The sequence below is a fragment of the Mesorhizobium sp. B264B1B genome (assembly GCF_020165765.1).
Classification (GTDB): Bacteria; Pseudomonadota; Alphaproteobacteria; order Rhizobiales; family Rhizobiaceae; genus Mesorhizobium.
In genome coordinates, this window is the sequence record NZ_JAIUIS010000007.1 from 341,892 (window position 1) to 361,776 (window position 19,885).

Genomic DNA, 19,885 nt, shown 5'->3' on the forward strand with positions numbered 1-19,885 from the left:
GGTTCGAGGTCAGGGTTCGGCTTTCCACCAGCTTCCGGCCCAGCGCCCGGCGCTGAGCCAATAGAAGATGCCCCCGACCATGCCGCCGCCGATGACGGCGGCCATGGCGCGCGGCTCGGTGACGGCGAATGGCGTATCGCCCATCTGGTCGGCGAAGCCGAGGAAGACGGCGGCGACGATCGCACCGGCCAGCGCATAGAACAGCCAATCGCGCCGGCCGAGAATCTCGGCGATCAGAATCACGAGGGCCGCCGGCATGAAGGCGAAATAGGCGGCAAACAGCGCGACGAAGGGGATCGAGAAATAGAGCGAGGCGGTCGCCGCCGGCTCCGCATGCGCCGGCGTGTAGCCGAGGGAGGCCAGGAACAGGACATTGAGGAACGCGCTGGCCGCCAGCGCGGCGACGGCATAGCCGAACAGGATGACGGCAAGGCGCACGATATAGGCGACGAGACGGGTCATTGCTGATCCCGGCGTAAGGGATGGCCGGACTTGCGCCCGGCCAGAAACCAGTAGACCGAACCGGCGGCAATGCCGGCGGTGGCCAGGAACCCGAGAAAGCCCGGGTTGAAAACAAACCCTCCGGCCGAGCCCGGGACAAGAACCCCGAATGCGATGGACGTGATCGCGCCCGTGGCCGCGAAGTAGAACCACCCCCGAAGCGACAAGCGTTCGGCCATGAAGATCGCGGGGCCGACGATCAACAGCGCGCAGACCGCCACTGTCACTACCGCGAGCGGGAAGGAAACCAGCCAGTCGAACGCGAAAACGATGGACCAGTTGCCATATTCGAGCCCTTCCAGAAGAGCGATCAGCAGCACAGGCACGAGGATCGAGGTCAGCACGGCGGCGATATAGCCGACTGCTATGGTGACGAAGCGCTTGAGCCCGGCGACGAGACGCCTCACGCCTCGCCGTGCCCCGCGATCATCATGGCTTCCAGCGCCAGCCGGTCGACTTTGCGCATGCGCTCCGATTCCGACTTGAGCTGGCCGCAGGCGGCAAGGATATCGCGGCCGCGCGGCGTGCGGATCGGCGACGCATAGCCGGCGTTATTTATGTAGTCGGCGAATTTCTCGATCGTCTCCCAGTCCGAGCACTGGTAGTTGGTGCCGGGCCAGGGGTTGAACGGGATCAGGTTGATCTTGGCCGGAATGCCCCTGAGCAGCTTGACCAGCGCCTTGGCATCGTCGAGGGAATCGTTGACGTCCTTCAGCATCACATATTCGAAGGTAATGCGCCTGGCGTTCGACAGGCCAGGATAGGCGCGGCAGGCTGCGATCAACTCCTTGAGCGGATATTTCTTGTTGATCGGCACCAGAAGGTCGCGCAGATCGTCATTGGTGGCGTGCAGCGAGATGGCGAGCATGACGCCGATCTCCTCGCCGGTGCGGAAAATCTCCGGCACCACGCCTGAGGTCGACAGCGTGATGCGGCGCTTCGACAGCGAAAGGCCGTCGCCGTCGGAAGCAATCAGCAGCGCCTTCTTGACCGCCTCGAAATTGTAGAGCGGCTCGCCCATACCCATCATGACGATGTTGGACACTTTGCGGCCCTCGGCCGGCACGATGGCGCCGTCGGGCGTGTCGCGGTCGGGGAAATCGCCGAGCCGGTCGCGCGCGGTGAGCAACTGGGCGAGGATTTCCTCGGCAGTCAGGTTACGCACCAGCTTCTGCGTGCCCGTGTGGCAGAAGGAGCAGGTCAGCGTGCAGCCGACCTGCGAGGAGATGCAGAGCGTGCCGCGGCCTTCCTCGGGGATGTAGACAGTCTCGATCTCGACCGGGCGGCCGGCGCCGCGCGGCGGGAAGCGGAACAGCCATTTGCGCGTGCCGTCGGCGGAGATCTGCTCTTCGACGATCTCGGGCCGCGCCACGGTGAAATGCTTGTCGAGTTCGGCGCGAAGATCCTTGGAGATGTTGAACATGCCGGCGAAATCGGAGACGCCGCGCACATACATCCAGTGCCAGAGCTGCTGTGCACGCATTTTTGCCTGGCGCTCCGGCACGATGCCGGACGCGACGAGCGCCTCGCCCAGTTCGGCGCGCGTCAGGCCGATCAGCGACGGCTTTTCCGGCTGTGTCGCGCGGGCACGCAACGCGTCACGGGCGCCTTCGGCGGTGAGGTCGAATGAAAGGGTCATGGTTGCACTGATATAAGCGGTTTGCGGCCGATTTCATCCATCGGCCTGATATGAAGCGCGGCCCATAGCACAGCTTGGCCGCGGAGTCATGCGATGGCGAGGCGATCCGTGCGCCGACCGATTGACAGATGCACCGGCCGGTCAGACCTGCGGTCCGTGCTTTTCGACTAAAAACGGATCACTTGATCGTGTTGAAGTAACGGTTCTCACCGCGCGTTCGAACCCTGAATGGGGCAACCATGCCCCGACAAATGGGAGTATGCACGATGAACTCTATCAAGCTCGCCGTCATTGCCAGCTTCGTCGGCCTTTCCGCCTCGCAGGCATTTGCCGAAGACGCGATGGGCACAATGACAATGATGAAGGCAGGGCAAGTCACGGCAATCATGCCGGACGGGCATATGGGCACCATGACGCCGGACGCGAAAATGAGTGCCGAGATGATGAAGATGGCAAAGCCGATCAAGCACTGCATGATGATGATGACCGACGCCAAGGGCAAAGCCTTCATGATCGACACGTCGACCAAGAAGGCTCAGGCGGAATGCGAAAAAATGGCCATGTGAGGCCTGCCGTCGATCGATATTCCCGCCGGCCCGAAGGTCGGCGGGAGCCCATCCGAGCCTTGTTCCCGCAGACCGCTCAGCACACGCAGGTCGAGATATCCACCTGTCGGTGTTGAGGGTGTCTCATGATCAATGCGGAAACGACGATCATTGCGCCGAACCGGCATAACTCATGGTTCCTTGTTCATGGTGCCAAACCGCAGCCATGGACTTTTGCTCCACGTCCGTCTTCCATTTCACGTCTGATGCGAACGCTTGATCGAGGCCATGCCTGTGTTAGGGCTGGGGCTCCGTCGAGAGGACAGACATGGCCGGTACAGTGCGAAAATACCCCTTGCTGCGGCGTTCGCGCGCGATGTGGGGCTCTCGCCGGGTGTGGCAGCCGCGGCTGGTGTTCTGGGCCGGCGCGATCTGCATCGGCGTGATCAGCGTGCTGTTCGCGGTGCTCGCCGACAAGGCGCAGGCGCTGTTCCATGCCATGACCGGCGATGACGGCGGCTGGCGTTTCTATCTGCCGCTGGCGATCACGCCGCTCGGCTTCGTGCTGTGTGCCTGGCTGGCGCAAGCCTTCTTCCCGGGCTCGCAAGGCAGCGGCATTCCGCAGGCGATCGCGGCGCGGCATCTGCGCGACGACGACGACCGTGGCCATATCCTGTCGCTGAAGCTGGTCGCGGGCAAGATCGCGCTCACCCTGGTCGGCCTGTTCTGCGGCGCTTCGATCGGCCGCGAGGGACCGACCGTGCAGGTCGGCGCGTCGTTGATGCTGCAGGCGGCACGCTGGGGCGGCATGGCGCAGGCGCGCGGCCTGATCCTGGCCGGCTCGGCCGCCGGCATCGCGGCCGCCTTCAACACGCCGCTGGCCGGCATCGTCTTCGCCATCGAGGAAATGGGCCGCACCTACGAAGCGCGGACCAACGGGCTGGTGCTGACGGCGGTGATACTGGCCGGCATCGCCTCGCTCGGCCTGCTTGGCAACTACACCTATTTCGGTGTCTCGAAGGAGACGATCTCGTTTGCCGCCGAGTGGCCGCTTGTGATTGCCTGCGGCGTCATCGGCGGCGGCCTCGGCGCGCTGTTCTCGCTCCTGGCGCTGAAGGCGATGCGCCGGATCCGGCGCTGGAACACGGGGCAGCCCTTGCGGCGCGTCCTGCTGGTCGCCGCCATCTGTGGGCTCGGCGTCGCGGCGATCGGCATCGCCTCGGGCGGCCTGACCTTCGGCACCGGCTACGCGCAGGCGCGCGGCGCCGTTGAAGGCACGCCGCTGCCCTGGTTCTTCTTCGCCGAGAAGTTCCTTGCCGGGCTGCTGTCGATGGTCTCGGGCATTCCGGGCGGCATCTTTGCGCCTTCGCTTTCGGTCGGCGCCGGCATCGGCAGCTCGCTCGGCCTCGTCTTCGGCGCCAGCACGGGTGCGGCCGCGTTGCTCGGCATGGCCGGCTATTTCGCCGGCGTCGTGCAGGCGCCGATGACGGCCTTCGTCATCATCATGGAGATGACCGGCAATCACGACAATGTCATCGCGCTGATGCTGGCCTCGATGCTGGGCTACGGCACGGCGCGCATGATCTCGCGCGAGCCGCTCTATCACGCGCTGTCGCGCGTCTTCATCGCGGAAGCCATCCGCAGGCGCAGGGCGGCGGAGGCGGCGCCGGAACCGGGTCCTGCGTGAAAAACAAAGGCCGGGCCCAGCGGTCCGGCCTCTCTGTTCAAAGCGAAATTTCGACTATTTGCAGTTGGCGATCGACGACAGCGCCGCCGAGATGCCTTTCAGCGAGAAGACGTAGGAGGTGGTGTTGCCGCGGCCGGACTTGGCCTGCACCTTCATGTCGGTGCCGGATTTCATGGCGGCGATCAGCACCGGCTCCTCGGCGGCGTTCTCGACCCAGGCCGACTTGCCGCGCGTGAACATCGAAAACGTCTTCTTGTCGATGGTGACGGTGGCCTTGGAGTTTTCCTGGAAGGTGTAGCCGGCGATGAATTGCGGCTCGTAGGACACCTGCTGGCCGGGCCGCTGGCTGACGAAGAAGAACATGTCGCCATGGTCGAGCGTCGGCGGCTGCTTGTCGGTCGGCACGGTGAGGACATAGCAGACCTTGCCGCCCGATGCCTGGTAGCTGTAGGTGCCCCAGGCATTGTGCTGGCCGATCTTGGTCGCCTGCTGCGCCACCGCCGGCGCTGCGAAGGCCACCAGGACCAGGCTCGAAACTGTAGCAATCAATCCGCGCATCGTTTTTCCCGTATTCCAAATGGTGCGGAGGCGGGCCGCGTGGCGTCCTGCCGTCGCTTCATTTTGATTTAATCTGGGTTACCAAACGGTGAATTACCTCTGAGAAAAGGACGCTCACCCCAGGAAACCGCCGCCGTCTTGGCGCCGCCGCCTTTCAAGCGGCTGGCGCGATGTCCCTTCGGCGACTTGGAGGGCATGAAAGCGGCAAGAGTTTGACTTTTCCACAAGCCCTCTGAACGCTGGTGTCCAGCGCGCGCGAAGGCCGGTTCCAGGGCTCAGCCCTTGTCCGATATGGCGTCCTTGGCGGCCTGCCGGTGCGCCGGCGTGATATGGGCGCTGACGGCGGTGATCGCGGCGGTGAGCACGGCGATATCGTCGGTGAAGCCGAGGCCGAGGATGAAGTCGGGGACCATATCCACCGGCAGGACGAAATAACCGAGTGCCGCCACCAGGATGCCTTTTGCGCGCAGCGGCGTGTTCTTGTCCATGGCGCAGTAATAGGCCGCGACGACATCTTCCATGAACGGGATCTGCCGCGCGGCCTTCTTGGCCGTGCGCCAGAATTTCTCGCGCACCTCGCTCTCACCGCCCAGCCTGTCGCCAAAGCCGAAGAAATCAAAACCGGATTTTTGCGCCATCAATTTCTCCTTGCGGGCTCATGCGCTTGCCTGCGCATGGCCGCGGGGCAAAATGTGGTGAAACCCGACGCTTGCTGCAAGAGCTTGGGAGATCGCTGGCCTGAAAATCGGAATCAGTCTTTAGCGTGCTGTCCTGCGGATCAGGTGATGCCGGCCTGGCGGACACTCCGCTGGCAGTCGTCCTCCCTTGGAGTTCGGCGGCAAACGCACCTCCCGTCGTCATTCTAGGGCGAAGCAAGGAGCGAAGCGACGCGGCGCAGACCCTAGAATCCATGCCGCGACTCAAGAGCGACGCAGCGGTGCTGAATTCTGCTCGACTGCACCCCTTGGTCAACGTCGCGGCATGGATCCTCGGGTCTGCGCGTCCGCTTCGCCCGTGGCTGACGAAGCCGGGGTTGCCGCACCTATGAATTACCCTAGCCAACAAAGCGGTCCATTTTCTTCGCCAACTCGATGTCAAGCGTCGTGACGCCGCCGGCATCGTGCGTGTTCAGCGTCACGTCGACGGTTTTGTAGACATTCGACCAGTCGGGATGATGGTCCATCTTCTCGGCCGCAAGCGCGACACGGGTCATGAAGGCGAAGGCTTCGGAGAAATTCCTGAAGGTGAACGTCCGTTTGATGGAAGCGCCATCCGCAGCCAGCGACCAGCCTTCGAGGTCTGTCAGCGCCGCGATGATGGCTTCCTTGCCAAGTTTCTCTGTCGTCATGTCCGGTTCCTGTGCTATTTCGAAGATGACTTTCACCATAGCGCCGGATCGATGAGCACGAAGCCCATAAAATCCATTCTGTTCGTCTGCCTGGGCAACATCTGCCGCTCGCCGCTGGCGGAAGGCGTGCTTCGTTCCGTGCTGACGGAACGTGGACTGGGCCGGGACATAGTGCTCGATTCGGCCGCAACCAGCGACTGGGAGGCGGGCTCCGCCCCTGATCGGCGTTCGATCGCCATCGCGTCGCGCCACGGCATCGACATATCGGAACTGCGGGCACGCAAGATCGCGCCCGAGGATTTCTCGCGTTTCGACCTGATCTTCGGCATGGACAGGTCGAACGTCGCCGACCTGAAGACGCTGGCGCCCGCCGGCGTGCGCGACCGCATCCACCTGTTCCTGGAATTTGCGCAGGGAAAGGCGCGCGACGTGCCGGATCCCTATCACGACGGCGAGGAAGCCTTCGCCGAGGTCTACCGCATGATCCGCGAAGCGTCGGAGGCGCTGGCGACGAGGCTTGCCACGCGCGTATCGGCGCCCGACAGCGGCCAGGCTTCCTCGACGATGTAGGGGCCGCCGCCGACCGAATCGCGCGACGACATCAAGACGAACCGGCTGATGCGGAACGGCAATGTCGAAAAATTGCCGCGCGCCGAAAGATATTGGGCGACGTCCAGCGGGCTCGAATTGCGCAGGCGGGCCAGTGTGACATGCGGCATGAACTTGCGCGGATCGGCCGGAATGCCGAGCCGCTGGCAGATGCGCTCGATTTCAGCCTGAAGCGCCGAGAGATCCGGCGAGGCAGAGACCCCGGCCCATACGGCATGCGGTTTCTTCTGGCCGAAAGCGCCGACGCCCGACAGCGTCAGCGGGAAGGAGGGGCGGTGGACGCGGTCGAGCGCGTTGGCGATCTCGTCGGCGACATGGCCTTCGACATCGCCGATGAAGCGCAGCGTCAGATGATAGTTCTCGACGTCGATCCAGCGGGCCCCGGGCAGGCCGCCCCTGAGCAGGGACAGCGAAAGGGCGGCGTCACGCGGAATTTCGAGGGCGGTGAAAAGACGCGGCATGAAGAGCCTCCCTTCCTCGAATCGAACTGTGCCCCCAGCGAATCATCGATAATCAAACGGGGCAAGAGGTTTGTTGGTCACAGGTCTCGTCAAAAAGATTTCCCCAACGGAAAGGGCCTATCCCGTCTTACGATCCTCCCGGCACCGCCGCGATGGCCTTCTCGACCGCAGGCAGGATGCGCTCGACCATCTGGGCGACCCCCTTGGCGTTCGGATGCAAGCCATCCTCAAGCTGCAAGGCGGACTGGCCGGCTACGCCGTCGAGAAAGAACGGGTACAAGGTAACGCCGTATTTTGCAGCCAGTTCCGGGAAGATGGCGTCGAAGGCGTTCTGATAGTCGGCGCCGAGATTGGGCGCTGCGCGCATGCCGGCCAGCAGAACGGCGATCTTGCGCTCTTTCAACTTGGCCAGCATCGTATCCAGGTTCTTGCGGGTGATGTCGGGCGAAACGCCGCGCAGCATGTCGTTGGCGCCGAGTTCGAGGATGACAAGCTGCGTGCCGTCCGGCACCGACCAGTCGAGCCGCGCCAGCCCGCCGCTGGAGGTGTCGCCGGAAACGCCGGCATTGGCGACGGTTACATCCCTGCCCCTGGCACGCAGCGCCGCCTGCAGCCTGTCGGTAAAACCTTCGTTGGGTCCGAGGCCGAAGCCGGCCATCAGGCTGTCGCCGAAACCGACGATCTTGAAAGGCTCGGCGCGTGCCGACGAGATGGCGCCGCAAATGGCGAGGAAAACGATCAGGCCTGCGGCAATTCTGCGTTGGAAAGACATGCGGCAGGTCCCATATGACAGAGAATTCTTCCGGCGACGGCCCGCAGGCGGAGCCCTCATCCCCATATAGGACGCTTTCATTTTGACAGAAGCCGTCATCGAGCTGAAAGACGTATCGCTGACATTGGGCGAAGGCGCCTCGTCCGTCCATGTGCTGAAGGGCGTCAGCCTCGATGTGGCGCGCGGCGAGGCGACCGGCATCATTGGACCGTCGGGGTCGGGCAAGTCGACGCTGCTCATGGTTCTCGCAGGTCTGGAAAGGGTCGATTCGGGCACGGTACGAATCGCCGGCGAGCTGCTCAACGGCAAGAGCGAGGATCAGATCGCATCGTTTCGGGGGCGAAACATCGGCATCGTGTTCCAGTCCTTCCATCTCATCCCCAATATGACGGCGCTCGAAAATGTCGCCGTGCCGCTGGAGCTGGCCGGTCATGCCGATCCGTTCTCGGTGGCGGAACGCGAGCTGGCGGCCGTCGGTCTGAGCGACCGCGTGACGCACTATCCCGGCGAACTTTCGGGCGGCGAGCAGCAGCGCGTCGCGATCGCCCGGGCGCTTGCGCCATCGCCGCGCATCCTCATCGCCGACGAGCCGACCGGCAATCTCGACCAGGCGACCGGTAGGCAGGTCGCCGACCTTTTGTTCGCCAAGGCGGCCGAGCGCGGCATGACGCTGGTGCTGGTCACGCATGATCCGGCGCTCGCGGCGCGCTGTTCGCGCCAGGTCTCTATGCGCTCCGGCAGGATCGAGGCGCCGGCGCCGACCAAGGCCATCGCCTGATGTCGCCGGCGCGGACGTTAAAACTCGCCGTCCGCTTCTCCTTGCGCGAGATGCGCGGCGGCCTGTCCGGTTTTCTGATCTTTCTTGCCTGCATCGCGCTCGGCGTCGCGGCGATCGGCGGCGTGAATTCCGTGGCCCGCTCGATCAGTGGCGGCGTCGCCAACCAGGGCCAGACGCTGCTTGGCGGCGATCTGCGCTTCCAGCTTAACCAGCGCGACGCAAGCGAAGCCGAACGCGGCTTCCTCGATGGGCTGGGCACGGTGTCGAGAACCGCCAGCATGCGTTCGATGGCGCGGCTTGCCGACGGCACCGATCAGGCGCTGGTCGAGGCCAAGGCCGTCGACGAGGCCTATCCGCTTTACGGTGCCCTGGAAACCGAGCCGGCGCTGACGAAGCAGGAACTGTTTGGCGAACAGTTCGGTGTTTTCGGCGCGGCCGCGCCCGACCTGCTGTTCGAGCGGCTGCATGTGAAGCTCGGCGATCGGCTGAAGCTCGGAACCGCCACCTTCGAACTGCGCGCCAGGCTGGTCACCGAGCCCGATGCCGTGTCCGAAGGTTTCGGTTTCGCGCCGCGCCTGATGATCTCGACCGAGGGCCTGGTCGCGACAGGGCTGGTTCAGCCGGGCAGCCTCGTCGAGAATTCCTACAAGATCCGGCTGGCCGCCGACGCCGACGAGGCGCGGCTCAAGGCCATCCAGGACGAGGCTGCCAAGGATTTCCCGGAGTCCGGCTGGTCGATCCGCACGCGCAGCAATGCGGCCCCGGCGCTCTCTTCCAACATCGAACGCTTTTCGCAATTCCTGACTTTGGTCGGGCTGACGGCGCTGGTGGTCGGCGGCGTCGGCGTCGCCAACGCGGTGCGCGCCTATCTCGACGGCAAGCGCGGCGTCATCGCCACCTTCAAGAGCCTGGGCGCATCGGGCGGATTCGTCTTTGCCGTTTACCTCGTGCAGATCCTGATGATCGCGGCCCTCGGCATCGCCGCCGGTCTGGTGCTCGGCGCACTGGTGCCCTTCGCCGCGAGCGCCGCACTTCAGTCGGTCATTCCGGTGCCGGCGCAAGGCGGCTTTTATCCCGGCGCGCTCGGCATGGCGGCGCTGTTCGGATTGCTGGTGACGCTGGCCTTCGCGCTGCTGCCGCTCGGTCGCGCCCGCGATGTGCCGGCGACCGCGCTGTTCCGCGAGATGGGACTGGAAGGCCGCGGTTTTCCACGCGCTATCTATGTCGTTTCGGCGCTCGGCATCGCAGTGCTTCTTGCAGCGCTCGCCATCCTGTTTTCGGGCGACCAGCGCATCGCTTCGATCTTCGTCGGGGCCACCATCTTCGCCTTCCTGGTGCTGCGCCTGGTCGGCGCGCTGGTGCAATGGGCGGCAAGGAAGAGCCCGCGCGTGCGCTTCGTGGCGCTCAGGCTCGCCGTCGGCAACATCCATCGGCCAGGCGCGCTGACGCCGTCGGTGGTGCTGTCGCTGGGGCTTGGCCTGACGCTGCTGGTGACGCTGGCGCTGATCGACGGCAATCTGCGGCGGCAGATCTCCGGCAGCCTGCCGGAGCGGGCGCCGAACTTCTTCTTCGTCGATATCCAGAGCAGCGATGTCGACGGCTTCTCCAGTCTGATCAGCAAGGAGGCCCCGCAGGGGACGCTTGCCAAGGTGCCAATGCTGCGCGGCCGGGTGATGGCGCTGAACGGCGTTGCCGTCGACAAGGTCAAGGTACCGGCGGAGGGCGCTTGGGTGCTGCGCGGCGATCGCGGCCTGACCTATGAGGCCAAGCAGCCGGACAACGCGACGCTGACCGAGGGCAGCTGGTGGCCGGCCGATTATACCGGCGAGCCGCTCGTCTCGTTTTCCGACAAGGAAGGCAAGGAAATCGGGCTGAAGCTCGGCGATACCGTCACCGTCAACGTGCTCGGCCGCAATGTCACGGCCAGGATTGCCAATTTCCGCCAGGTCGAATGGGAGACGATGGGCATCAACTTCGTCATGGTGTTCTCGCCCAACACATTTGCCGGCGCGCCGCATGGCTGGGTGGCGACGCTGACCGAAAAGAGCGCCACCGCGGCTGATGACGCCCGCATCCTCAATGCCGTCACCCGCGCCTTCCCGGCAGTCACTACGGTCCGCGTCAAGGACGCGCTCGACATCGTCAACCGTCTGGTCGGACAGCTCGGCGCGGCGATCAGGGCGGCGGCCGGCGTGGCACTGATCGCGTCGGTGCTGGTGCTGGCCGGTGCGCTCGCCGCCGGCAACCGGGCGCGCATCCATGACGCGGTGGTGCTGAAGACGCTCGGTGCGACGCGGCTGACGCTGATATCGGCCTTCTCGCTCGAATACATGCTGATCGGCCTCGCCACGGCGGTCTTCGCGCTCGCCGCCGGCAGTGCCGCCGCATGGTTCGTCGTCGCCCGCATCATGACATTGCCGTCGCATTTCATGCCGGAAGTGGCGGTGGCGACCATTCTCTTTGCGCTGGTCATCACCGTCGGCATCGGTCTCGCCGGCACCTGGCGGGTGCTCGGCCACAAAGCAGCGCCCGTGCTGCGAAACCTCTGAGTCCGCATCGGTTCCACCCCGCCGACGGCCGGCATTTGGTTAAATCGACGTAATGTTTCGCGGCCAAAGGGCTGGAAAACCGCGCCATGCGTGCCTCACGAAGCATTACACCCGGTTACGGTCTTGTTCTTGACGCGAATAACCATCATATTTCGCCGCAGGCATGCTGGAGTCCCGCCAGCGGCGCCTGGGTCCGGGTGGACCCGACACCGGACGGGGCAGAAGCAATAGAGGACCACAATGGCTGAACCCATTCGCAACTATCAGACGCGCGCCGTGCCCGGCGCCGCCGTCGACATCGATCAGGGCCTGCGCGCCTATATGATCAAGGTCTACAATTTGATGGGGCTTGGTCTCCTCATCACTGGTCTTGCCGCCGTCGGCACGATCATGCTGGCCACAACCACCGATCCGGCCTCGGCTGTCGCGACGCTGCCGAGCGGCGAGATGCTGACCTCGTTCGGCTACGCGATCTTCGGCTCGCCGCTGCGCTGGCTGGTGATGCTGGCCCCGCTGGCCGCCGTTCTGTTCCTGTCGTTCCGCGTCCAGTCGATGAGCGTGTCGGCGGCGCAGACGACGTTCTGGGTCTATGCGGGCCTGGTCGGCCTGTCGCTGTCGTCGATCTTCCTGGTCTACACCACCGCCAGCATCTCGCAGACCTTCTTCGCCACCGCCGCGGCCTTCGGCGCGCTGTCGCTGTTCGGCTACACGACCAAGCGCGACCTGACGGCGATGGGCTCGTTCCTGATCATGGGCGTGTTCGGCATCATCATCGCGATGGTGATCAACATCTTCCTGCAGTCGTCGGCGCTGTCCTTCGCCGTCTCGGCGATCGGCGTGCTGGTCTTCGCCGGCCTCACCGCCTACGACACGCAGAAGATCAAGGAGATGTATTTCGAGGGCGACGCTTCCGACGTTGCCGGCCGCAAGGCCATCATGGGAGCGCTGACGCTCTATCTCGACTTCATCAACCTGTTCATGTTCCTGCTCCAGTTCATGGGCGACCGCCGCTAAGGGCTGGTCCGCGTCATGGTCTGACTGGACCATCGGGTTTGGAGGGGCGGCCCAACGGCCGCCCTTTTCTTTTGCGCCGACCTTTGCTGTTATTGCAGGCAGACAAAGAGGCCTGCATAAAGAATGAGCACTATCGTTATACGGGCCGCGCGCGCGGCCGACCTCGACACCATTACGCAAATCTATGCCGATGCTGTGACCCGCGGCACGGCGAGCTACGAGCTGGAGCCGCCAGGCCGCGCCGAAATGGGCATGCGATTCGACACGCTCCAGGCCGGCGGCTTCCCTTACCTTGTGGCGGAAAAGGATGGCGCCGTGCTCGGCTATGCCTATGCCGGTCCCTTCCGGCCGCGCCCGGCCTATCGCTTCATCGTCGAGGACTCCGTCTATGTCGCGCCTGATGCCAAGGGCCAGGGTGTCGGCCTCAAACTGATGCAAAGCCTGATCGCGGCCGCCGAGGCTGCGGGCTTTCGCCAGATCGTCGCGGTTATCGGCGATGGTCATCCCGACAGCGCTTCCGTCAAGCTGCACGAAAAGCTCGGCTTTCGTCATTCCGGCCGCCTCGAAGGCTCCGGCTACAAGCACGGACGCTGGCTGGACACGGTGTTCATGCAACTGGCGCTGAACGGCGGGGCCTCGGCTCCGCCGGATCCGGAATCATTGCCGGAACAGAAATTCCGTCAAGAAAAATAAGGGCTTAGATGAGCGCCAAGGCTGAGCTCAACCGAGCAATTGCGCCGCGGTTCAGGCCTCGACCAGCTTCAGCTTGCTGTCGAAGACGCCGAGCACGCGGCCAAGCTCCTGCCCGCGCTTGAGGATACGGCCGCCCGCGGCGATGACGGCGAAGGCGCCTTGCTTGCGTGCCAGCTTCGGGTCCTTGACGATTTGGAACAGCGGCACCTCGCTGGCCCGGCGGAACACCGAAAACACGGCCCTGTCGGTGAGATGATCGATAGCGTAGTCGCGCCATTCATTGGCGGCGACCATGCGCCCGTAGAGTTTCAGGATCTGGTCCAGTTCGCGCCGCTCGAAGCGCACCGGCTGGTCGAGGCGCGCGCCGCGTGCCTCGTGGAGCGGGATCAGTATCGCGGATGCGTCGCCATCCTCCGTCCCGCCGCCGTGATCGGTCATGCCTCGATCCTTCAAAAATGAATCTTTGCCGACCAAAGTTGGCGCTTTCGCCATCGAATTGCAAGTCCCGGCGAAGCGGTGCGGACCCGCGCCATTTCCGTCGCGTCCAGTCACGTTTGCAAACGACATGTTGGAATTGGTGATGCTCCGCCACATTCTCGCCATTTTTTATCCGCGCTCATGCCCCAATGTCCGACGAATTTACCGGCGTTGCCTGAGACGGTTCGGTCCGGCACCGGCTCGTAAACCCCAAGCCCCCCGCCCACGGGTCTGCGTCGGATCGAACCAACCTCGGTTTTTCCTCGGAAAGACCGGGTGCGACGATCCCAAAACCTAAATGACCGACGTCAGAAGCAAGCTGACGTCGGTTTTTTCATGCCTGGATCGCCGCTAAGGCGGATTTCCCGCCATATGGACGGTTTTCAGCCCGATCCGGTGCGACCGGCAGGATCGATGCGCGCCGAATCTTGGCATGCCATCCGCGCTTGCCAACGCTACCGCCACTTAATAAGGTGTTAAGTGAAACGGGAGCGGCAATGCCACGCATATCGGACTCCACGGCGAAAGAGGTGAATGGTACGGTCGCGGCCACCCCTGAGGCCGGCGGCGTCGGTCCCCGCATCAAGGCGCTGCGCATGGCAAGGCGCGTCTCGCTGCGCCGGTTGGCCGACATGACCGGCACGACGGCGAGCTTCATCAGCCAGCTCGAGCGCAATCTGTGCGGCGCCAACACAGGCACGCTGCTCAGGATCGCCGCCGCTCTCGATCTCGGCATCAACGACCTGTTCGAGGGCAGCAGCCGTCCGTTGCACAAGGTGCTGAGGCGCAAGGAACGGCCTGTCGTTCCCGTCGGCGTGCGAGGCCGCAAGATGCTTTTGTCGCGGCGGCCGATCCATCAGTTCGAGGTTTATGCGGGGCATTTCGAGGTCGGCGGCTCGACCGGCGACGACGCCTATGTGCATGGCGGCGAGCATGAGATGTTCATGGTGCTCAAGGGAACCGTCGAACTGACGCTTGCCGACGAGCGCCATCTGATGCGCGAAGGCGACAGCGTCGAATACGCGACTTCGGTGCCGCACCGCACGGTCAATGTCGGCGACACACCGGCGGAGGTGCTCTGGATCATCGCGCCGCCGACCGCAGGCGCGCTGGAACTCGATCAGTACAGGCCCGGAAACCGCTCGCATCCGGGTGAATGAGAACAAATGCGAGCTCTGGAATGGGAGAGTTGAACATGAGAGTGAAATTTGCACATGCGGCGTGCCTGGGCGTGCTTCTGGCGGCGACGGCCGCGCTCGCGCAATCGAAGCCGGTTGCCGGAGAGGTGGCCGAAGGCTCGCTGAAGGGCAAGACGCTGACTTTCGTGTCCTATGGCGGCATCTACCAGGATGGCCAGGCGGCGGCGCTCAAGGAGTTCGTCGACAAGTCGGGCGTCAAGCTGCTCAATGACGGCCCAACCGAGATCGCCAAGCTGCAGGCGCAGGTCGAGTCCGGCAATGTGACATGGGACGTTGTCGATACCGACGATCTGCCGCCCTATGTCTATTGCGGCAAACTGTTCCAGAAGCTGGACTTCACCAAACTCGACGTCTCGAAAATTCCCGAGGGCCAGGTCGGCGAGTGCTCGGTGCCGGCGATGAACTACGGCGTCGTGCTGATGTACAACACCGAAAAGTACAAGGACAATCCGCCCAAGAGCTGGGCCGACTTCTTCGACACGCAGAAATTCCCCGGCGTGCGCGGAATCGACGGCTCCGGCAGCCCGACCGGTGGCTTGCTGGAACAGGCGTTCAAGGTTGCCGGCGGGGACCCCAAGGCGATGACGGTGGCCGATATCGACAAGGCCATCGATGTGGTTCGCAAGCTCGGCCCCGATACCATCTTCTGGAAGACGGGTGCAGAATCGCAGCAACTTGCCGAATCCGGCGAGGCCGACATGCTGATGATGTGGACAGGCCGCGCCATGACCGCGGTCAAGAACGGCGCCAAATACGCACCGGCCTGGCAGGACTGGCTGGTGGTGATGGATCAGATGACGATCCCCGTCGGCGCCAAGGACACGGAGGCATCCTACGCGCTGCTCAACGCCTATCTTGGCAAGCACGCGCAGGAGGTGTTGACGGAGCAAACGTCTTACACGCCGATCAACAGTGAAGCGCAGCCCAAGGTCGACGCTTCCGTCTCCGCTTTCCTGACCAACACGCCCGAACGCCAGAAGCAGGGCTACAAGCAGAACTTCAAGTTCTGGGTCCCGAACTTCGCGGTGGCGCAGGAGAAGTGGTCCGCGCTGATGTCCGGCAACTGACCGGCTGAGGGAGACCAAGGCCGTGAGCGTGTCCAAGCCAGCCATTCCGGCCGCCGAAAGGCGCCGGGCATGGCGGCCGTTCGCGCTCGCGCTGCCGGCGCTGGTCCTGCTCTTCGCGGTGATTGGCTATCCGCTGCTCACCATCGTCGTGCGCAGCCTGTCGGAGCCGCAGTGGGGCCTGCAGAACTATATCTGGTTCTTCGGCGCGCCCGTCAACCTAGCCGTGCTCCGGCGGACCTTCCTCATTTCAGCATGGGTCACGCTGGCCTGCGTGGTTTGCGCCTATCCCTATGCCTATCTGATGACCGCGGTCCGACCACGCGTGCGCTTGGTGCTGCTGCTATGTGTGTTGATCCCGTTTTGGGTGAGCGGCGTGGTACGCACTTTGTCCTGGGTGATACTGCTGCAGGATTCGGGGGTCATCAACTCGATCCTGCGGGCGCTCGGGTTCGGTGGCATCAGGCTGATCCGCACTCAGACGGGCGTGGTCATCGGCATGGCGCAGGTGCTTTTGCCTTTCATGATCCTGCCGCTCTATTCGGTCATGAAAGGCATCGATCTCAGGCTGATGCAAGCCGCGCGGAGCCTCGGGGCGAGACCCTCGCGCGCGTTCCTCACGGTGTATCTGCCGCTGTCGCTGCCTGGCGTCTATGCCGGTGCGATCATCGTCTTCATCCTGGCGCTCGGCTTCTACATCACGCCGGCCCTGCTCGGCGGACCGCGCTCGACGATGCTGTCGACGCTGGTGCAGACACAGGTGCTCAGTCTCCTGCAATGGGGCAGGGGCGGCGCCATGGGCGTGGTGCTGCTCGTCACGACCTTCGTGCTGCTGGCGCTTGCCGCGCCCGTGATGCGGTCCAGCCATCGGCAAGCGGGGCGGCCCTGATGGAGATGAAGCCGCTTACCCGCCTCATGCTGGGCCTTGTCTGCCTGCTGGTAGCCATATGGTTGGTGGCACCGACGCTCGTCGTGGTGCCGATGTCATTCAACGAGAACAAATCGCTGGCATTTCCACCCCAGGGCTTCTCCTGGCAATGGTACGAAAATTTTGTCACCAATCCGGATTGGTCGACCAGCTTCCTCAACTCACTGAGGGTCGCATCGATCGTTGCGGTTCTGGCAACGGTGCTCGGCACCCTTGCCGCCTTCGGCCTCGACCGCATGCAGGCGCGGCCGGCAAACCTCCTGCGCATGCTGATGCTGACGCCGATGGTGGTGCCGGGCGTGGTCCTGGCCATCGGCATCTACGCCGTCTATCTCGACACGCGGCTTGTCGGCACGCTGCTCGGCTTCGTGCTGGCGCACACCATCCTTGCGCTGCCTTTCGTGCTGATCGCCGTTTCGGCCAATCTCGAAGTGTTCGACAAGCGGCTGGAGACAGCCGCGGCGAGCCTGGGCGCAGGTTCGCTCACCACGTTCCGCACGGTGACGCTGCCGCTGATTGCCCCTGGGGTACTGTCCGGCCTGCTGTTCGCCTTCGCCACCTCCTTCGACGAGATCGTCGTGTCGCTGTTCATCACCAATCCCTATCTCAAGACGTTGCCGGTGCAGATCTTCGCTTCCATCACGCGCGACGCCGATCCGACGGTCGCGGCCGTCGGCACGATCCTCTTATGCGCAACGACACTGCTGATCGGCGGCGGCATGCTGCTTCTTGGCCGTGAGCGGAAGGGAGGCTTATGAATCGGAAAGCGGAAAATCGTGGTGCGGCGATCGACCTGGAGTCGGTAAGCAAGGCCTATGGTTCCTTCAAGGCGCTCGACGGCGTGTCGCTGCGAATCGAGCCGGGTGAATTCATGACGCTGCTCGGCCCGAGCGGCTCAGGCAAGACGACGACGCTGAACGTGATCGCCGGCTTTACCGACCTGACCAGCGGCAAGCTGCTGGTCGGGGAAAAGAGCGTGGTCGGCGTGCCGGCGCACAAGCGCAACATCGGCGTGGTCTTCCAGCACTATGCACTGTTCCCGCACATGACGGTCGGCCGCAATGTCGCCTATCCGCTGAAGCTGCGCGGCGTCACCGGGGCAGAACGCGAACGCCGCGTCCGCCACGCGCTCGACATGGTCAAGATGGCCGATTTCGGCCATCGCTTTCCAAGCGAGCTTTCGGGCGGCCAGCAGCAGCGCGTGGCGCTGGCCCGCGCCATCGTCTTCGATCCGCCGCTGCTGCTGATGGACGAGCCGCTCGGCGCGCTGGACAAGAAACTGCGCGAATGGCTGCAGCTCGAGATCAAGCGCATCCACCGCGAACTCGGCACCACCTTCGTCTATGTGACGCACGACCAGGAGGAGGCGTTGGTGCTCTCCGACCGCATCGCCGTGTTCAACCGCGGCGGCATCGAGCAGATCGGCACCGGCCGCGAACTCTACGACGAGCCGGCGACGCTTTTCGTCGGCAAGTTCATCGGCGATTCCACCGTGCTGCGCGGCCCCGCCGCCACTTCCGGCAAGGAGACGGCGATCGAGATATCAGGCCAGAGAGTGGCGACCGCCAAGCGTCTCGCCAATGGCGGCAAGCCGGTGATGCTGCTGCGTCCCGAAAAGCTGGCGCTTGCGCGTCGCGGCGGCGGCGGGGATGGCCGCAACCGGCTCGCCGGGCGTATCGGCGAGGCCATCTATCTCGGCTCCGGCTCCAAATACGAGGTGGAGCTCGCCGACGGCTCGAAAGCCATCGTGCGATCGACGCTCGAGGCGGACACCTTTGCCATTGGAGACGAGGTCGACGTGCTCTTCGCCGGCGGCGACGTGAAGCTGCTCGCCGATGACGACAAGGCCGACCTGACGCTTACCTGAAACAGAGCGACCTCGCCGTTCCATGGAAAACGACGGGGCCGCCTCCTCTCTTGGTTTTGAACGCAGTTCCGGACGGGAAACCGCTCCACACTTTTCTGGAATCGCACGGAGAACGGATCACAAGATGCAAGCCCAGCGCAATGGCGACGTGTCGTTCTGGTATGCCGACATAGGCGGCCCGCCGGCCAGCCGCCCGCCCCTGCCCGGCGACATCGAGGCCGATGTCTGCATCGTCGGCGCCGGCTATACCGGACTGTGGACGGCCTACTATCTGAAGAAGGCAGAGCCCGCGTTGCGCATCGCCATCGTCGAAAAGGAGTTCGCCGGCTTCGGTGCCTCGGGCCGCAATGGCGGATGGCTGTCCGGCGGCTTCAGCTGGTCGCGCGAGAAATATGCAAAAACCTCCTCGCGCGGGGCGGTGATCGACATGCAGCGCGCCATGTCCGGCACGGTCGACGAGGTGATCGCGATTGCCGCTGCCGAAGGGATCGACGCCGACATCCGCCGCGTCGACAACATCACCGTCGCCACCAACGCCGCGCAGCTTGAGCGCGCCAAAGCCGAGTACGAAGAGGCCCGGCACTGGGAAATGCCGCCGGAGCGGTTGGCCTTCCTCGGTGCGCAGGAAGCGCGCGAGCGCATCGCCATCGACAATGTATTGGGCGCCTTCGTCGTGCGCGACGTCGCGCGCGTGCAGCCGGCCAAGCTGGTGCAGGGTCTGGCGGCGGCGGTCGCGCGGCTCGGCGTCGCCATCTACGAACAGACGCAGGTGCTGGCGCTCGAGAAGGGCAAGGTCACCACCGACCGCGGCGTCGTGCGCGCCGAAAAGATCGTGCGCGCCACCGAGGGCTTCACCGCCGGCATTGCCGGCTACGAGCGTCTCTGGCTGCCGCTGAACAGCGCCATCGTGGTGACCGAGAAGCTGCCGCAGAAGCTCTGGGACGAAATCGGCTGGAGCGGCTACGAGGTGCTGGGCGATGCCGCGCATACCTACTGCTATGCGCAGCGCACGCGGGAAGGCCGGATCGCCATGGGCGGCCGGGGCGTGCCCTACCGCTTCGGATCGCGCACCGACACGCGCGGCAAGACACAACAGGCGACCATCGACCAGCTGCACGAGATCCTGACCAGGCTGCTGCCGCAGACCAAAGGCGTGCGGCTCGACCATGCCTGGTGGGGCACGCTCGGCGTGCCGC

At 64.4% G+C, this 19,885-nt stretch carries 22 protein-coding genes; 13 read left to right on the forward strand and 9 right to left on the reverse strand.

Annotation, left to right across the window (positions count from 1 at the left end):
* Positions 1-9 precede the first annotated feature (9 nt).
* From LB547_RS17265 to rlmN, 3 genes are read right to left on the reverse strand one after another with little or no spacing between them, the layout of a single operon-like run.
* Positions 10-462 carry a hypothetical protein gene (locus LB547_RS17265; protein WP_140492184.1) on the reverse strand — a complete coding sequence of 151 codons (453 nt, stop codon included), beginning with the start codon at positions 460-462 and terminating at the stop codon, positions 10-12.
* A complete protein-coding gene (locus tag LB547_RS17270; RefSeq protein ID WP_140492187.1) occupies positions 459-908 on the reverse strand; it encodes a hypothetical protein in 450 nt (149 codons plus the stop codon). The genes LB547_RS17265 and LB547_RS17270 overlap by 4 nt, the downstream gene beginning before the upstream one ends.
* Positions 905-2,140: a 23S rRNA (adenine(2503)-C(2))-methyltransferase RlmN gene (gene rlmN, locus LB547_RS17275; RefSeq protein ID WP_140559217.1), complete on the reverse strand. Its 1,236-nt coding sequence runs from the start codon at positions 2,138-2,140 to the stop codon at positions 905-907. Before rlmN ends, LB547_RS17270 begins: the two co-directional genes overlap by 4 nt.
* A 266-nt stretch (positions 2,141-2,406) precedes the next feature.
* Between rlmN and LB547_RS17280 the strand changes: the two genes are divergently transcribed.
* Complete coding sequence (locus tag LB547_RS17280) at positions 2,407-2,706, forward strand: hypothetical protein (protein ID WP_140554786.1); 300 nt, start codon at positions 2,407-2,409, stop codon at positions 2,704-2,706.
* 307 nt (positions 2,707-3,013) lie between these two features.
* Positions 3,014-4,372: a chloride channel protein gene (locus LB547_RS17285; RefSeq protein ID WP_140759131.1), complete on the forward strand. Its 1,359-nt coding sequence runs from the start codon at positions 3,014-3,016 to the stop codon at positions 4,370-4,372.
* Between the two features lie 54 nt (positions 4,373-4,426).
* Here LB547_RS17285 and LB547_RS17290 read toward each other — a convergent pair whose 3' ends face one another.
* The 3 genes from LB547_RS17290 to LB547_RS17300 all read right to left on the reverse strand — a co-directional run bounded on the left by LB547_RS17290 (position 4,427) and on the right by LB547_RS17300 (position 6,278).
* Positions 4,427-4,930 carry an invasion associated locus B family protein gene (locus LB547_RS17290; protein ID WP_140759133.1) on the reverse strand — a complete coding sequence of 168 codons (504 nt, stop codon included), beginning with the start codon at positions 4,928-4,930 and terminating at the stop codon, positions 4,427-4,429.
* A 275-nt stretch (positions 4,931-5,205) separates the two neighbouring features.
* A complete protein-coding gene (locus tag LB547_RS17295; RefSeq protein ID WP_140524583.1) occupies positions 5,206-5,568 on the reverse strand; it encodes a YkvA family protein in 363 nt (120 codons plus the stop codon).
* 416 nt (positions 5,569-5,984) lie between these two features.
* Positions 5,985-6,278 carry a 4a-hydroxytetrahydrobiopterin dehydratase gene (locus LB547_RS17300; protein WP_140759135.1) on the reverse strand — a complete coding sequence of 98 codons (294 nt, stop codon included), beginning with the start codon at positions 6,276-6,278 and terminating at the stop codon, positions 5,985-5,987.
* A 51-nt stretch (positions 6,279-6,329) separates the two neighbouring features.
* On the opposite strand from LB547_RS17300, the gene LB547_RS17305 reads away from it, so the two are divergent.
* The gene (locus tag LB547_RS17305; protein ID WP_140759137.1) at positions 6,330-6,848 is read left to right on the forward strand and encodes a low molecular weight protein-tyrosine-phosphatase; all 519 of its coding nucleotides are present in this window, start codon (positions 6,330-6,332) and stop codon (positions 6,846-6,848) included.
* Here LB547_RS17305 and thpR read toward each other — a convergent pair.
* Both thpR and LB547_RS17315 read right to left on the reverse strand, forming a co-directional pair.
* Positions 6,752-7,348, reverse strand: coding sequence for an RNA 2',3'-cyclic phosphodiesterase (thpR, locus tag LB547_RS17310; protein WP_140759139.1), 597 nt, complete (start codon positions 7,346-7,348; stop codon positions 6,752-6,754). The genes LB547_RS17305 and thpR overlap by 97 nt on opposite strands.
* 127 nt (positions 7,349-7,475) lie before the next feature.
* The gene (locus tag LB547_RS17315) at positions 7,476-8,120 is read right to left on the reverse strand and encodes an arylesterase (protein ID WP_140673876.1); all 645 of its coding nucleotides are present in this window, start codon (positions 8,118-8,120) and stop codon (positions 7,476-7,478) included.
* Positions 8,121-8,202: 82 nt separating this feature from the next.
* Between LB547_RS17315 and LB547_RS17320 the strand changes: the two genes are divergently transcribed.
* From LB547_RS17320 to LB547_RS17335, 4 genes are all read left to right on the forward strand, one after another.
* Entirely contained in the window at positions 8,203-8,898 is a 696-nt protein-coding gene (locus LB547_RS17320) for an ABC transporter ATP-binding protein (protein WP_140673878.1), read from the forward strand.
* Complete coding sequence (locus LB547_RS17325; RefSeq protein WP_140759141.1) at positions 8,898-11,447, forward strand: ABC transporter permease; 2,550 nt, start codon at positions 8,898-8,900, stop codon at positions 11,445-11,447. The genes LB547_RS17320 and LB547_RS17325 overlap by 1 nt, the downstream gene beginning before the upstream one ends.
* Before the next feature lie 240 nt (positions 11,448-11,687).
* Entirely contained in the window at positions 11,688-12,461 is a 774-nt protein-coding gene (locus LB547_RS17330) for a Bax inhibitor-1/YccA family protein (protein ID WP_140492223.1), read from the forward strand.
* A gap of 123 nt (positions 12,462-12,584) precedes the next feature.
* The gene (locus LB547_RS17335) at positions 12,585-13,154 is read left to right on the forward strand and encodes a GNAT family N-acetyltransferase (RefSeq protein ID WP_140670667.1); all 570 of its coding nucleotides are present in this window, start codon (positions 12,585-12,587) and stop codon (positions 13,152-13,154) included.
* 51 nt (positions 13,155-13,205) lie between these two features.
* On the opposite strand, the gene LB547_RS17340 is transcribed toward LB547_RS17335, so the two are convergent.
* Positions 13,206-13,592: a DUF2794 domain-containing protein gene (locus LB547_RS17340; RefSeq protein ID WP_140492230.1), complete on the reverse strand. Its 387-nt coding sequence runs from the start codon at positions 13,590-13,592 to the stop codon at positions 13,206-13,208.
* A gap of 536 nt (positions 13,593-14,128) precedes the next feature.
* Here LB547_RS17340 and LB547_RS17345 point away from each other — a divergent pair.
* The 6 genes from LB547_RS17345 to LB547_RS17370 all read left to right on the forward strand — a co-directional run.
* Positions 14,129-14,791, forward strand: coding sequence for a helix-turn-helix domain-containing protein (locus LB547_RS17345; protein WP_140670665.1), 663 nt, complete (start codon positions 14,129-14,131; stop codon positions 14,789-14,791).
* A 35-nt stretch (positions 14,792-14,826) separates the two neighbouring features.
* Entirely contained in the window at positions 14,827-15,897 is a 1,071-nt protein-coding gene (locus LB547_RS17350) for an extracellular solute-binding protein (protein ID WP_181165196.1), read from the forward strand.
* Positions 15,898-15,919: 22 nt separating this feature from the next.
* Positions 15,920-16,783, forward strand: a complete 864-nt coding sequence (locus LB547_RS17355) for an ABC transporter permease (protein WP_140759143.1) — start codon at positions 15,920-15,922, stop codon at positions 16,781-16,783.
* Positions 16,783-17,580: an ABC transporter permease gene (locus LB547_RS17360; RefSeq protein WP_140514017.1), complete on the forward strand. Its 798-nt coding sequence runs from the start codon at positions 16,783-16,785 to the stop codon at positions 17,578-17,580. The genes LB547_RS17355 and LB547_RS17360 overlap by 1 nt, the downstream gene beginning before the upstream one ends.
* Positions 17,577-18,689: an ABC transporter ATP-binding protein gene (locus tag LB547_RS17365; RefSeq protein WP_140662687.1), complete on the forward strand. Its 1,113-nt coding sequence runs from the start codon at positions 17,577-17,579 to the stop codon at positions 18,687-18,689. Before LB547_RS17360 ends, LB547_RS17365 begins: the two co-directional genes overlap by 4 nt.
* 124 nt (positions 18,690-18,813) lie before the next feature.
* On the forward strand, positions 18,814-19,885 hold a 1,072-nt coding region (locus tag LB547_RS17370), incomplete at its 3' end, for an NAD(P)/FAD-dependent oxidoreductase (protein WP_224702929.1).

Coding starts and splice junctions, on each gene's coding strand:
- LB547_RS17295 (WP_140524583.1), bottom strand. CDS start 5,568: ATGGCGCAAAAATCCGGTTTTGATTTCTTCGGCTTTGGCGACAGGCTG.
- LB547_RS17360 (WP_140514017.1), top strand. CDS start 16,783: ATGGAGATGAAGCCGCTTACCCGCCTCATGCTGGGCCTTGTCTGCCTG.
- LB547_RS17325 (WP_140759141.1), top strand. CDS start 8,898: ATGTCGCCGGCGCGGACGTTAAAACTCGCCGTCCGCTTCTCCTTGCGC.
- LB547_RS17305 (WP_140759137.1), top strand. CDS start 6,330: ATGAGCACGAAGCCCATAAAATCCATTCTGTTCGTCTGCCTGGGCAAC.
- rlmN (WP_140559217.1), bottom strand. CDS start 2,140: ATGACCCTTTCATTCGACCTCACCGCCGAAGGCGCCCGTGACGCGTTG.
- LB547_RS17335 (WP_140670667.1), top strand. CDS start 12,585: ATGAGCACTATCGTTATACGGGCCGCGCGCGCGGCCGACCTCGACACC.
- LB547_RS17280 (WP_140554786.1), top strand. CDS start 2,407: ATGAACTCTATCAAGCTCGCCGTCATTGCCAGCTTCGTCGGCCTTTCC.
- LB547_RS17350 (WP_181165196.1), top strand. CDS start 14,827: ATGAGAGTGAAATTTGCACATGCGGCGTGCCTGGGCGTGCTTCTGGCG.
- LB547_RS17265 (WP_140492184.1), bottom strand. CDS start 462: ATGACCCGTCTCGTCGCCTATATCGTGCGCCTTGCCGTCATCCTGTTC.
- LB547_RS17345 (WP_140670665.1), top strand. CDS start 14,129: ATGCCACGCATATCGGACTCCACGGCGAAAGAGGTGAATGGTACGGTC.
- LB547_RS17285 (WP_140759131.1), top strand. CDS start 3,014: ATGGCCGGTACAGTGCGAAAATACCCCTTGCTGCGGCGTTCGCGCGCG.
- LB547_RS17365 (WP_140662687.1), top strand. CDS start 17,577: ATGAATCGGAAAGCGGAAAATCGTGGTGCGGCGATCGACCTGGAGTCG.
- LB547_RS17300 (WP_140759135.1), bottom strand. CDS start 6,278: ATGACGACAGAGAAACTTGGCAAGGAAGCCATCATCGCGGCGCTGACA.
- LB547_RS17315 (WP_140673876.1), bottom strand. CDS start 8,120: ATGTCTTTCCAACGCAGAATTGCCGCAGGCCTGATCGTTTTCCTCGCC.
- LB547_RS17340 (WP_140492230.1), bottom strand. CDS start 13,592: ATGACCGATCACGGCGGCGGGACGGAGGATGGCGACGCATCCGCGATA.
- LB547_RS17330 (WP_140492223.1), top strand. CDS start 11,688: ATGGCTGAACCCATTCGCAACTATCAGACGCGCGCCGTGCCCGGCGCC.
- LB547_RS17290 (WP_140759133.1), bottom strand. CDS start 4,930: ATGCGCGGATTGATTGCTACAGTTTCGAGCCTGGTCCTGGTGGCCTTC.
- thpR (WP_140759139.1), bottom strand. CDS start 7,348: ATGCCGCGTCTTTTCACCGCCCTCGAAATTCCGCGTGACGCCGCCCTT.